Source organism: Lichenibacterium dinghuense (assembly GCF_021730615.1).
Lineage (GTDB): Bacteria > Pseudomonadota > Alphaproteobacteria > Rhizobiales > Beijerinckiaceae > Lichenihabitans > Lichenihabitans dinghuensis.
Genome location: NZ_JAJLMN010000001.1, coordinates 5,355,754 through 5,368,688 on the forward strand (window position 1 = coordinate 5,355,754; position 12,935 = coordinate 5,368,688).

A 12,935-nucleotide genomic window follows, 5' to 3' on the forward strand; every position below is an offset into this window, starting at 1 on the left:
CGAGCGTCAGAGGGGGATTGAATGCGACCGGCCTGATCGTGTCGATCCTCCGGTCGATGACACGGAGAAATCCCGAGCAAACCTCAACGGTACGTCCGGCCCGCAGGTACTTTCATGAGCTCCTGCTCGCCCGACATGTTCCCGGGGTGCTCGATCAAGGCGGAGCCAGGCTTGCGCCGCCTGGATGCCACCGCAGACGGTCGAGGATGTGGACAACCACGAAGGACGACATGGCCAGCACGGCCATCAGCCCTGCACCGCGGAGATTGAACTGCATCAGCGTGAACAGCACGAGCACCGTGGCGATGCCGGACAGCGTGACGAGCGCGCCACGGGCAAGGCGGATGATGAATGTGACCATCTTGCCTGCACCTCTCACCATCGGCTCGTCATCACGTTTGAGCGGCGTCGATCACCTCGACGCGCCGGACCACATCGTGTGGTCCGGCGAGGCCGCATCTCAGATCGACGCGATCACTTGGGCATGAGCACGCCGTCGATGACGTGCACGACGCCGTTGGACTGGAACACGTCCGGCGTCTCGACGATGGCTCCACCGCCCTTCTCGTCGATGATGGCGATCTTGTCGCCGTCCATCTTGGCGGTCAGCGTCCCACCCTCGACCGTCTTCATGTTGTAGCTTCCGCCGCCCGCCTTGATCTCTTTGGCGAGCTCCGCCGCGTCCACCTTGCCCGCTACCACGTGATAGGTGAGCACCTTCTTCAGGTCCGCCTTCATGTCGGGCTTCATGAGTGCCTCGACCGTGGCCTTGGGCAACTTGTCGAAGGCGGCGTTGGTCGGCGCGAACACCGTGAACGGACCGGCACCTTCCAGCGTGTCGACGAGCCCGGCCTCCTTCACCGCGGCGACCAACGTCGTCAGGTTCTTCGCCTGCGAGGCGTTTTGGACGATGTTCTTGCTCGCCATCATCGGGGCGCCGCCCACCATCGGGTCAGCCGCGTAGGCCGCCGAGGCGGTGCCGGCCGCGAGCGCGGCGGCGAGGGTCAGGGCGCGAAGGCCTTTCGTGATGGTCATCATCGGTTCTCCTGAGTGTCCGTCCTCGGCGAGTCCGTCGAGTGCGGCACCGGAGAAGCTACGCGTGCGACCCGACGCGGTTTCCGACATTTCCAAATCGTGATGACGCTCGGCGCACCCCCGTGATCTCGCCCGAAGGATTCGGAGAGTTCCGTCCGGTCTCACCGACTCGATCGATGTTCGGCACCTCGGCAGCCTGGTAGAACATCCTCCCCCGAAGGATGCTCGCGGTCGCGCCCCCATGTTGGCATCTCCGGGAGACGGCTCTGGGTGCGGCCCCGTCCGGGATTCAGACCCCGCGGTAGCCACCTGGGCCTGAGCGGGGGTAAGGAGCTTCGCGACGTGTCTGGGGAACGGAACCACGATGGCGACGAGGGGTGAGCGCGCCGTGCTGCGTGGCGGCGGGGCCATGGGGGACCGCATCCGCGCCTTCGACTGGACGGCGACACCCCTGGGACTGGTGCAGTCCTGGCCGTCGCCCCTGAAGACGCTGGTCCGGGTCATGTTGGCCGCCAAGCAGCCCATGTTCGTCGCCTGGGGTCCGGACATGACGATGCTGTACAACGACGGCTACGTCGAGCTGCTCGGAAGCAAGCACCCAGACGCGCTGGGCGCCCCGTTGATGACGGTGTGGGCGGAGATCCGTGACGCTCTGCAGCCCCTTGTGGACCAGGTCTATGCGGGCGATCCCGTCCACATGGACGACATCACCCTCATGGTGGACCGCGAGGGGCGGAGTCCGGAGGCGCACTTCGCCTTCTCCTACACTCCGGTCTACGACGACGATGGCGAGGTCCGGGGCTTCTTCTGCCCCTGCGCCGAGACCACCGAGCCAGTCCTGACCGAGCGCCGCCAGGGCTTCCGCTTGGCGCTGGAGGAGAGCCTGCGGGGCCTGAACGACCCTGAGGTCATCGTGAGGACGGCCGTGGACGCGCTGGGGCGGTATCTCGGCGCCAACCGGGTCGGTTACGGCGAGGTGCAGCCGGACGGCACCAGCGTCGTCCTGGCGACGGGGTTCACGGACGGCGTCGCCCCCATCGCCGGGACATATAGGCTCAACGACTTCGGTGCGTCCTCGATCTCCCGCCAGCGCGAGGGCGGGACGAGCCACAGCGACGACGTGCTGGCGGACCCGGCCTACGACGCCGCGCCCTGGACGGCCATCGACACCCGGGCCTTCGTGTCGGTGCCGATGATGCGGGAGGGCCGCCTGGCGGCCAGCCTGTTCGTGAACCAACGGGAGCCGCGCCGTTGGTCGCCCGACGACGTGAAGCTGATCGAGGGCGTGGCCGCGCGGGTGCGGGACGTCGTCGAGAGGGCACAGGCCGAGCAGGCCCTGCGCGACAGCGAGGCGCACCTCGCGGGCATCTTCCAGCAGACCGGCGCGGGCTTCGCGGAGCTGGACGCCGACGGGCGGTTCCTGTCCGTCAACGCCCGATTCTGTTCCATGGCGGGCCGCCGTTCCGAAGAGCTGCTGCGCCTGCGCATGCGCGACATCACCCACCCCGACGACCGGGCCGTGAGCGAGACCGCCCTCAGGTCCGCCGCCCTGGATGGCGAGCCTGCGACCGTCGAGAAGCGCCTCGTGCGGCCGGACGGGACGACGCTGTGGGTCACCAACACGAAGAGCGCCATCGCGGGGATGGCCGGGCGGCGCAACGTGCTCGTGGTCGCTATCGACATCGAGGAGCGCAAAGCGGCCGAGCGGGCGCTCGGCGACGCCAAGGTCGCCGCCGAGGAGGCGAACGTCGCCAAGTCGACCTTCATCGCCAACATGAGCCATGAGCTGCGCACGCCGCTATCGGCCATCATCGGCTATTCGGAGATGATGCTGGAGGAGGTCGCGGACGGCGCAGAGCCGGCCGACCTCGCTTCCGACATGCGCAAGATCGAGGGCAACGCCCGCCACCTGCTCGGCCTCATCAACGACGTCCTCGACCTCAGCAAGGTCGAGAGCGGCAAGATGGAGGTCTACGCCGAGGAGTTCGACGTCGTGACCGCCGTGCGCGAGGTGGCCGACACGGTGCAGACCCTGGTCGGCAAGAAGGGGAACAGCCTCCGCGTCGACCTTGCGCCGGACCTCGGCACCATGCGTTCCGACCTGACCAAGGTCCGGCAGATGCTGCTCAACCTGCTCGGCAACGCCGCCAAGTTCACCGAGGCGGGGACTATCACCTTGGCTGCGTGGCGCGAGGTCGGCGAGGTCGGACCATCCGTATGCCTCCGCGTGTCCGACACGGGCATCGGCATGACGCCGGAGCAGTTGGACAAGCTGTTCCAGCGCTTCCAACAGGCCGACAGCTCGACTACGCGCCGGTTCGGCGGCACGGGCCTCGGCCTCTCCCTGACGAAAGCCTTCGCCGACATGCTGAACGGCACGGTGTCGGTCGAGAGCAAGGAGGGCGAAGGCACCAGCTTCACCGTCAGGCTGCCCCCGACGCATGTCGAGGCCGGGACGGAAAACGCCCTCATCGGCGAGCCTTCGCCGGAGGTCGGCGAGGAAGGGAGCCGGGACCTCGTCCTGGTGATCGACGACGACCCGGACCAGCGCCACCTGATGACGCGCTTCCTGCAGAGGGAGGGCTTCCGGGCGCAGGTCGCACCCGACGGACGCAAGGGACTCGAACTCGCACGGACGCTCCATCCCCGGGCCATCCTGCTCGACGTCATGATGCCGGGCATCGACGGGTGGTCGGTTCTGAGCGTCCTCAAGGCGGACGCGGACCTGGCCGACATTCCGGTAGTGATGGTGACGTCTGTCGAGCAGCGCGGCCTGGCGGAGTCGTTGGGCGCCACCGGCTACGTGCAGAAGCCTGTGCGCTGGGACCGCTTCAAGGCCATCATGGACCGCTTCCGCCCACCGGAGGAGACGGCGCTCGTCGTCGACGACGACTCCGACACACGTGCACGTCTCCGCTCGTTCCTTGAAAGGGACGGCTGGCGCGTGGTCGAGGCGGAGAACGGGCAGGATGGGCTCGACAAGGTCGGGGCGGCCCGTCCCGGAGTGGTCCTCCTCGACCTGACCATGCCGGTCATGGACGGGTTCGACTTCTTGCGACGCTTCCGCGAACGCCCAGAATGCGCCGACGTTCCCGTCGTGGTGCTCACGGCCCTGGACCTGACGCGCGATGACCGACGCCGCCTCGCCGGGGCCAACCAGATCCTGCACAAGGGAGACGTCAGCCTGCGATCCATCGCCGAGCGCCTGCACCGCATCGTCGCGCAGGGCTGAGCCACACACCCGTCCGGGCGTCGACTCCAACCACTCGGGCAGGCCATGGTGAGGGCGCATGCAAGCAAGGCCACAGGCGGCGTCACCCGATGATGTCACGCACCTTCACGGCGAGAGCCTCCATCGCGAAGGGTTTGGTCAACAGGTGCATGCCGGGGTCGAGGTGGCCGTTGCCCACCGCGGCCCGGTCGGCGTAGCCGGTGATGAACAGCACCTTCAGGTCGGGCCTGAGGACGCGGGCAGCATCCGCCACCTGCCGTCCGTTCATTCCGCCAGGTAGGCCCACGTCGGTGACTAGCAAGTCGATGCGCGCATTCGAGCGGAGCAGGGCGAGCCCCGAAGGACCGTCATGCGCCTCCAGAGTGGCGTAACCCAGCTCTCCGAGGACTTCGCCCACCAGCGTCCGCACGGTCGCCTCGTCGTCGATCACCAGCACCGTCTCGCCCGCGGCCGCGCGCGGCGCCTCGACCAGTCCCGACTCCTCCTGCACCTCGCCTTCGCCCCGGTGCCTTGGCAGGAGGATCCGCATGGTCGTCCCCCGGCCAACGACGGAATGGATACGGACCTGTCCCCCGGACTGGCGGGCGAAACCGTGGATCATCGACAGGCCCAGTCCCGTCCCCTGGCCAATGGGCTTGGTGGTGAAGAAGGGTTCGAACACCTTGGCGACGACGTCGGGCGGCATGCCGGTGCCGGTGTCGGAGACGCTGAAGGCGACGTAGTCGCCGGGCGGGATGTCGCGCTCGCTCGCGGCGCGTCCATCCAGAGAAGCGTTGGTCGTCTCCACCGTCAGCCGCCCTCCGTCCGGCATGGCGTCGCGCGCGTTGATGCAAAGGTTCAGAACGGCGTTCTCGAGCTGGTGCGGGTCGCAGCGCGTCTGCCATAGGTCGGGCCAGAGCGCGAGCTCGAGCACCACGCCCTCGCCGAGCGTCCGCCGCAGTAGGTCCTCCATGGCGGAGACGAGCGCGTTGCCGTCCACGGGCCGCGGGTCGAGCGTCTGCCTTCGCGAGAAGGCGAGCAGTCGATGGGTGAGCGCGGCGGCGCGGTTCGCCGATGACATGGCGAGGCCGACGTAGCGCTCGACGTCGACGGTCCGTCCCTGGACGATCCGGCGCTGCATCATGTCGAGGGCGCCGGTGATGCCGGTGAGCAGGTTGTTGAAGTCGTGGGCGATGCCGCCGGTGAGCTGGCCCACCGCCTCCATCTTCTGCGACTGGCGCAACTGCTCCTCCAGGCGCGCCTGCTCGACCGCCTGCTCCTTGTCGGCCGTCACGTCGCGGCCCACCGCGAACAGGAGGCCATCCGACGGCGTGACGGTCCAAGACAGCCATCGATAGTCGCCGGACCTGGTCCGAAGCCGGATGTCGAAGCGGCTCAGCGCTTCGCCTTCGGACAGCGCCCGCACGACGCGGCGCGACTGCTCCCTGTCGTCGGGATGCTCAAGCCACTCGGAGGTGCGGCCGACCAACTCGGCTTCGGACCAGCCCAGGACGGCCATGCAGGCCGCGTTGACGCTGACCCACTCCCCCTCCGCGTCGGCGATGACGAAGAGGTCGCGCGACAGGCGCCACAGCCGGTCCCGTTCGCGCGTGCGCTCCTCGACCTGCCGCTCCAGCGAGGCCGCGAGGTCGCGCAGGCCCTGTTCGGCGCGGCGGCGCTCGATGACGACGCGGGTCCGCTCGGCGGCCTCGCGCGCGAAGGCGACCTCCTCCCCGGTCCAGGCCCGTGGACCCGCGTCGTTGACGTAGAGGATGGCAACGGCGCGCCCGCCCTCGACGACGGGCACGTTGACGAGCGAGCCCACCGAGATCGACTTCATCGCCTCGGCGTTGGCGGCCGTGCGGACGTCGAGGCGCACGTCGTCGATCACCACGGTGTCGCCTCGCCTGAGGTCCGCGGCGTAGAGGCCGTAGTCGTCCATGTGGTAGCGGCCCGCCAGCGAGGGGAAGCCGGATGCCGCCCAATCACGCTCGACCGTGAAGGTGTCGCCGTCAACCGCAAGGGTTCCGTAGCCGACGCGCCCGGCGCCCAAAGCCCGTCCGACCACCTCGCCAAGAAGGGCGTGAATGGTCGGGGGGTCATAGACGTCCCTGAAACGGTCGTTGAGGTCCAGCAGCGCCGCCCGGCGCCGCTCGCGGCCGATGCGCTCGGTGACGTTGAAGAACGTCACGGCGAAGCGGTCGCCGCCGAGCCGGAACACGTTGCCCTCGTACCACCGGTCCCAGGCGCCGACCTGCCGCTCGAAGTGGTGGGACGCCCCGGTCTCGACGACGCGGCCGAACTCCTCGACCCACTCGTCCTCGATGCCGGGGATGATCTCGCGGACCGTGCGTCCGAGCGCCTGCGCGCGTGGCAGGCCGACCATCTCCTCCCAGGCGGCGTTGACGTCGAGGTAGCGCCAGTCGACGATGCGTCCGGTGGCGTCGCGCACCACCTCGCCGAGCAGCATGCCCTCGACCAGGTTCTCGAACACGCCGTGCCAGCGTGCCTCGCTCTCCCTGTGCCTCTCGGCCTCGAGGTGGGCCTCGGTGCGGTCCCGCATCACCTTGCAGTAGCCCGACAGCGAGCCGTCGGGCTCCCGCATGGGCAGCATCTCGCCGCTCACCCAGATCCGGCCGCCGTCCTTGCGGAGATGCCAGCGGTCGTCCGCGCCGCTGCCCTTCTCGCGGGCGAGGCGCATCTCCCGCTCCGGCGTTCCCGCGCCACGGTCCTCGGGCGTCCAGATGAAGGCGGCGTCGCGGCCGAGCACCTCCGCCTCCTCCCAGCCGAGCACGTTGCGGGCGCCGACGTTCCAGCCCGTGATGCGCCCATCGGTGTCGGTGACGATGACGACGAAGTCGATGGCGCCTTCGAGGGCCCGCCTCATGCCGCGTTCTAGGTCGGCACGGGAGGACGGGCGCGGCCCCGACCCCTGCGATTGCCGACCGTCATCCTTCGATCCGTCAGACTCGGCGAGACGACGCCTCAGCTCCTCGACTTCGGCGAGCAGTTGCCGTTCGCGGGGCGTCGCCAGTTCTCTGGGGTCGATGGTCACGGTCGGCAACACTCGATGGTTCGCTCGGCACTCGCCTTGACCTGCGACGATGGTTCGAGGCGGTCAGGGTCATGGCATCGTCAATTAGAGCCGCCTCGGGGTGAACGCCATGGTGGACCCGCCGCGATGGGCGTGGCGAACCGGGCGCCCTCAGCCGGACGTCGCACGGCGCAGGGCACGGGAGAGCTGCTCGGCGGAATACGGCTTGTGGACGAGGTCGAAACCCTGGGGGCCCTCTTCGGCCAGCACGTGGCTATAGCCGGACGTGAGCACCACAGGCAGCGCGGGGTGACGGCGGCGGATCTCGCGGGCGAGGTCGACCCCGTTCATGCCCGGCATCACCACATCGGAGAAGACCACGTCGAACTCGTGAGCGGGCGTGGCAAGGCGCGCCAAGGCCTCGTCGGCGTTGGCCGCCCAGTGGCTCTGATAGCCGAGGTCGTCGAGGAGTTGGGTTGCGAAGCGGCCGATCTCGACGTTGTCCTCCACGACCAGCACCCGCCGCCCGCCGCCCGCCACGGCCGTCTTCCGGCGGGCACCGGCGTCGGTCGCCTCGGGCGCGGGCACGTACGGGAGGTAGAGCGTGAAGGTCGTGCCCCGCCCGACCTCGCTGCTGACGTCGACGTCGCCGCCGGACTGCTTGGCGAATCCGAACACCTGACTGAGCCCGAGGCCGGTCCCCTTGCCGACGCCCTTGGTGGTGAAGAACGGCTCGAAGATCTGCCCGATGCGGTCGGCCGGGATGCCTGTGCCCGTGTCGGTCAGCGACACCGCCACGAAGGCTGCCGCGCTGCCCGCGTGTCCGCGGATCGGCGGCAGCCTCCCGCCATCGTGGACCCGCAGGGTGAGGGTGCCCTCGCCGTCCATCGCGTCGCGAGCGTTCACCGCCATGTTGACCAGGGCCGTCTCGAACTGGCTGGCGTCGGCCCGCACGTGGCAGGGTTCGGCTGACAGGTCGAGCGACACGCGGATGCGCGAGCCGGTGACGCTGTCGAGCATCTCGGACACCGCGCGCACGCGCTCGGCCGCGTCGAACACCTCTGGCTTCAGGGCCTGGCGCCGCGCGAAGGCGAGGAGTTGGCCCGTCAGCTTGGCGGCGCGGTCCACGGTGTCGGAAATGGCGTCGAGGTACCGCCTGCGGCGTTCCTCGGCCAAGTTCGGTTTTCGCAGCAAGTCGACGGAGGATTTCAGAACGGTCAGCAAGTTGTTGAAGTCGTGCGCGACGCCGCCGGTGAGCTGGCCCACGGCCTCCAGCTTCTGCGACTGTCGGAGGGCCGCTTCCGCGTCGCGCAGCTCCGCCGTGCGCTCCTCGACCCGCTGTTCCAGCGTCTGGGCGAGGGCCTTCAACGACGCCTCTCGGTCCAGCCTCTCGCGCACCACGGCGACGTAGCGGGCCAGGGTGGCGAAGAAGGAGAGGGCTTGCGCATCGAAGGCATGCACCCGGAGCGAGCCGAAGGACAGGACGCCGAAGAGCCGGTCGCCCGCCATCACCGGGAACCCCGCGTAGGACGACAGCCCGGCCTTCCTGGCGTCCTCGATGTTGGTCTGCTCGGAGCGAGACACGTCCGGGACGATCACCGGTGCACGCGTCCTCGCGACGACGCTACACAGCGTCGACTCGAAGATCGCCTTGTCCAAGGCGACCGTGGCCTCACCCTCGATCCCCACGCTCCTCGCCGTGCACACCGACTTCCCGTCCGCGAACACCACGTGACTGTAAGCATGCTGGAAGGCCAGCAGCGAGGCGCTCTCGGACACGACCGAACCCAGGACCGCCTCGGGATCATCGGCCACCAGCAACTTCGCGGCAGCCTCCGACAGGATTGCGAGCCGTTGTTCGCGGCGCCGCTCCTCGGTGCGGTCCCGCATGACGACGACATACCCCGTAACCTGTCCGTCCTCGCCCTTGAGCGGCGACATTGTCCTGTTCGCCCAGAGGTCGGCCCCGCTCCTGCGACGGTGCCATTCCTCGGCGGTGAGGGGTCCGCGCCGCAGGGTGCGTTCAGCGTCCGCCTCGAACCAATCTGCGTCACGGTCGACGGTACGGATGAGGCGCGCGACGGGTTCGCCGATGGCCTCCTCCGGCGACCAACCGAGGAGACGACCGGCGCCCTCGTTCCATTCCACGACGCGGCCCTTCAGGTCGGCTGCGACGATGGCGTGCTCGACCGCACCGTTCAGGACGTGCCTGTGGCGCACGTCGCCCTCGCGCTCACGCCGCAGTGCGGCCCGCAGTTCGAGCTGCCTCATGACCTGACGCGCCAGGGCGGCGAGCGCGGAATGCTGCTCGTCCGAGAGTTCGCGCGGCTTCACGTCGAGGACGCAGAGGGTGCCGAGCACGAAGCCACCGGGGGCGGTGAGGGGGACACCCGCGTAGAAGCGGACGCCGCCCTCCCTGGTTGCGACATTGTCGGCGTGCCCGGGATCCGCGAGCGTGTCGGCGATGGTGAGGGGCGCCTCGCGTCGCACAACCAGGGGGCAGAAACCGGTCTCCAGGTCACTGGTCGTGCCCTCGAAGCCGAAGCGGGCCTTGAACACCTGCCGCCGTCCGTCGACGAGCGTCACCAACGCGACCGGCGTGGCGCAGATCTGGGCGGCCAAGCGCGCGATGTCGTCGAGGTCCTGCTCCGGGGGCGTATCGATGACGTCGTACGAGGCCAGCGCCTCCAGGCGAAGCTCCTCGGCGGTCCCCTGGATCGACGAGGAACTCGGCACCATCGCAGCCTCGATGAGGTCGACGGGTGAGGTCACCGCGCCTGATGCTGCAAGTAGGCGAGACGCATCATTTGACGCAAGCCCAAGGATCGTGCGTCGGAGACCGACCGGCGCACATTCGTTCTGGCGAGCGATGAATCTCGCGTGCTCATAGCGCCGACGCTAAGCAGGATTCCGCTGACTGTCACACGGATGGTATGTCGAGCGCTCAAGTGCTCGGGTGAGTATCATGGCTGGTCGGTCCCGTTTGGCAGCGACGCCGGCGCAGCGCGCCGACCTCGAGACGTTGGCGCGATCTGACGTTCGGGGCGAGGCCGATCGTGCGCGGGCGATGCTGCTCACCTTGTCGGGTTGGACGAGCGTCGAGGTGGCAGAAGCGTTCGGGGTGACGGCCGATGCGGTCCGCCACTGGCGGCAGTGGTTTTGCGAAGGCGGGGTCGAGGCCCTGCGCTCGACGCTGGCCTCGGGTCGCCCGGCGGCCAAGGGCGAACAGGCGCTCGCGGTGGCGGCGGCCCTTTTGCGCGAGCCCGTGGAGAACCGGCCCAATTGGACGCTGCCGCGCCTGCAGGCCGAGATCGAGCGGCGGACGGGCCTGAGTATTTCCAAGTCTCGGCTGAGCATCCTGCTCCGGGAAAAGGGGGGTTTTGCTGGCGCCGCCCCCGGCACACGCTGAAGGGTCGGCAGGATGCACAGGAGGTGGAGCGCGTGGGCCTGCGCCTCAGGATCCGCCGGGCGCAGGCCGAGGCGGGCGACGTGGTGCTGTTGTACGGCGACGAGAGCGAAGCCCTGACCCATCCCTATCTGGCCCATGCCTGGGCGCCACGGGGCGCGGACCTGCGCGTCGCCGCCCCAGGCCGGCCCGCAAGGTCGCCATCATGGGCGTGCTCGACGCCGCAACCCGCGACCTCATCGTCCACACGTCGACAACAAAGCGCAGCACCGACTTCATCGCCCTGCTGACCGTGTTGGACGGCCGCGACGGCCCGCAACCGGGACGCCCCGCCAAGCCCGTCGTGCTGGTGCTCGACAACGGCCCCATCCACACCAGCAAGGCCACCACCGCCGCCATCGCGGCGCGGCCCTGGCTCACCGTGGAGTGGCTGCCGCGCTACGCGCCCGAGTTGAACGACATCGAGTTGAAATGGCGTGATCTCAAGCGCCATCACCTCGCTCATCGCACCTTCGCGGATGCCGCTCACCTCGATGCCGCCATCCACCAAGCCGTAAACAGCCTCAATGCCGAGCGACGGATCAGTCATCCGTGTGACAAATTACGAATCGCTGCTTAGTCCAGACCGTAGAACGGCCCCACCGGCCCAGGAAGGCTCGGCACCTCCTTGCTTTCCACGACGATGGTGACCTTCCGTCCGAGAAAGAACGGTGCGCCCCATACGAAGGCCGCCGACTGCGGGCCCGCGGCCTCTGCGACATCGTCCACCGCGCCTGCGTGCCCCTCCCTGCGGGCCTGGTAGTCGCCGAGAGCGAACCTCACGGAGGTGCCGTTCCCGTCCGAACCGGTCATCCGCGCTTCGAAGGTACGCCTCGGCTCCATGCAGTACGCCCACGCCAGGTCTCGGCATCGCGGCAGGTGGTCGCCGTTCAGAAGGTATGTTTCGGTCCCGCTGTCGATGTAGCTGGCGGGATAGCTCCTGCCGTCGAACGTCGTCGTGAACCGTCCGAAGGCGTCGACCCGCAAGAGGCCCGACGCGCCGAGCCTGTGATCGGCCGCCGTGCCGACCCCGAACGTCAACGTGCCGACGACCTCCCGGGCACCACCGTCCGATGGGGAGGGCATGCGGGCCTCGTGCAGGTCGGTCAACGTGTCCATGAACCGAGTTCGATGCCGGTTCGCTCAGCCTGTCCAGTGGTGGTCGAGCCGAGACCTCCTTTCGAACCACGGAGGAAGCCCATCCCTGACAGAGGCGAGCAAGGGTAGCGGGTAACGCTACCTGAGACCTGTTACCGAAGGTAGATCGTGCCATGGACGGGCGTTCCGTCCTCGCCGGCAGTCAGGCATGGTAACGGGTCGTTGGTAACGTTGACTGGTACCTGTGACCCGCCTCTCGAGGGCGGTCCGACCTCAACGATCGTCGTGCAGGCTCCTTCCAGAAGGAGCCTTCGCATGGCCGGGCGCGACGAGGTGTTCAGGGTAGCCGACGGCCTGCGTGCCGAAGGCAAGCCGGTGTCGGTTCGGGCGGTGATCGCGGCCCTGGAGCAGGGCGGCTCGAACAGGGAGGTCGGACCACTCGTCCGAGACTGGAAGGCGAAGCGCGGCTACCGGTCGCGGCCCGAAGTCGCCGGCATCCCGTCCGACGTCCAGAACCGCCACGGCGACGCGCTCGCGGCACTTTGGGAGGCCGCTTGCGTCAGTGCCGCCCAAAAATATGCCGACGACCGCGAGAGCATGGACCGCGATCTGCGGGCCAACGACGAAATCCGGGATGAGGCCCTCCGGCAAGTGGACCAAATCACCGAGGAGGTCGCGGCCCTGCGTTCGGAGGTCGATCAGCTGCGAGGGCTGATTCGCGAGAGGGACGCGCGCTTGGACCGGGTGCGTTCTGAGGAGTTCTGGGACCGGGTGATGCAGGAGGTGTTCGACCTGCTGCCTGCAGAAGGGGGCATGACCGCAAGGGAGATCCTCCCTCGTCTTCGCGACAGCATTCATCGCGAGGCGGCCCATCACAGGGAGGACGTCACGGCCGGCACCCTCCGCACGAAGATGAAGGTGCGCGTTACGCATGAGAAGTACTTCAAGGTTCTTTCGAACGGATCCTTCGGCCGTCGTGCCACGACAGATGTCAGAAAGACCGCGCAAAGTAGAAAATCACACGCCGAAGTGGAAATTCCTGGACAGCCAAGCGTCGCGCGTTAACCAAGGCGGGGGTTTCGGAGTCGCATTTAACCTGCTTTCTGTGGCAG

9 protein-coding genes are annotated in these 12,935 nt (G+C 68.5%); 4 read left to right on the top strand and 5 right to left on the bottom strand.

Annotated features, from left to right (window positions below):
* Positions 1–154: 154 nt before the first annotated feature.
* Entirely contained in the window at positions 155–361 is a 207-nt protein-coding gene (locus L7N97_RS25745; protein WP_237481247.1) for a hypothetical protein, read from the bottom strand.
* A 113-nt stretch (positions 362–474) separates the two neighbouring features.
* Entirely contained in the window at positions 475–1,038 is a 564-nt protein-coding gene (locus tag L7N97_RS25750) for a fasciclin domain-containing protein (RefSeq protein ID WP_237481248.1), read from the bottom strand.
* A gap of 361 nt (positions 1,039–1,399) precedes the next feature.
* Between L7N97_RS25750 and L7N97_RS25755 the strand changes: the two genes are divergently transcribed.
* On the top strand, positions 1,400–4,267 hold the full coding sequence (locus tag L7N97_RS25755; protein ID WP_237481249.1) for a response regulator: 2,868 nt from the start codon (positions 1,400–1,402) through the stop codon (positions 4,265–4,267).
* Positions 4,268–4,349: 82 nt separating this feature from the next.
* Here the strand turns inward: L7N97_RS25755 and L7N97_RS25760 are convergent, their stop codons facing one another.
* Together L7N97_RS25760 and L7N97_RS25765 are read right to left on the bottom strand one after the other, a co-directional pair.
* The gene (locus L7N97_RS25760; RefSeq protein ID WP_237481251.1) at positions 4,350–7,133 is read right to left on the bottom strand and encodes a PAS domain S-box protein; all 2,784 of its coding nucleotides are present in this window, start codon (positions 7,131–7,133) and stop codon (positions 4,350–4,352) included.
* 318 nt (positions 7,134–7,451) lie between these two features.
* Positions 7,452–10,019: a GAF domain-containing protein gene (locus L7N97_RS25765; protein ID WP_255722403.1), complete on the bottom strand. Its 2,568-nt coding sequence runs from the start codon at positions 10,017–10,019 to the stop codon at positions 7,452–7,454.
* 226 nt (positions 10,020–10,245) lie between these two features.
* On the opposite strand from L7N97_RS25765, the gene L7N97_RS25770 reads away from it, so the two are divergent.
* Together L7N97_RS25770 and L7N97_RS30635 are read left to right on the top strand one after the other, a co-directional pair.
* Positions 10,246–10,689 carry a helix-turn-helix domain-containing protein gene (locus L7N97_RS25770; protein WP_255721764.1) on the top strand — a complete coding sequence of 148 codons (444 nt, stop codon included), beginning with the start codon at positions 10,246–10,248 and terminating at the stop codon, positions 10,687–10,689.
* Positions 10,661–11,305, top strand: coding sequence for a transposase (locus L7N97_RS30635; protein ID WP_428981029.1), 645 nt, complete (start codon positions 10,661–10,663; stop codon positions 11,303–11,305). The genes L7N97_RS25770 and L7N97_RS30635 overlap by 29 nt, the downstream gene beginning before the upstream one ends.
* Here L7N97_RS30635 and L7N97_RS25780 read toward each other — a convergent pair.
* The gene (locus L7N97_RS25780) at positions 11,302–11,844 is read right to left on the bottom strand and encodes a DUF3443 family protein (protein WP_237481256.1); all 543 of its coding nucleotides are present in this window, start codon (positions 11,842–11,844) and stop codon (positions 11,302–11,304) included. The two genes, L7N97_RS30635 and L7N97_RS25780, sit on opposite strands and share 4 nt — an antisense overlap.
* 294 nt (positions 11,845–12,138) lie before the next feature.
* Between L7N97_RS25780 and L7N97_RS25785 the strand changes: the two genes are divergently transcribed.
* Positions 12,139–12,888, top strand: a complete 750-nt coding sequence (locus tag L7N97_RS25785) for a DNA-binding protein (protein ID WP_237481258.1) — start codon at positions 12,139–12,141, stop codon at positions 12,886–12,888.
* The last annotated feature ends 47 nt before the right edge of the window (positions 12,889–12,935 follow it).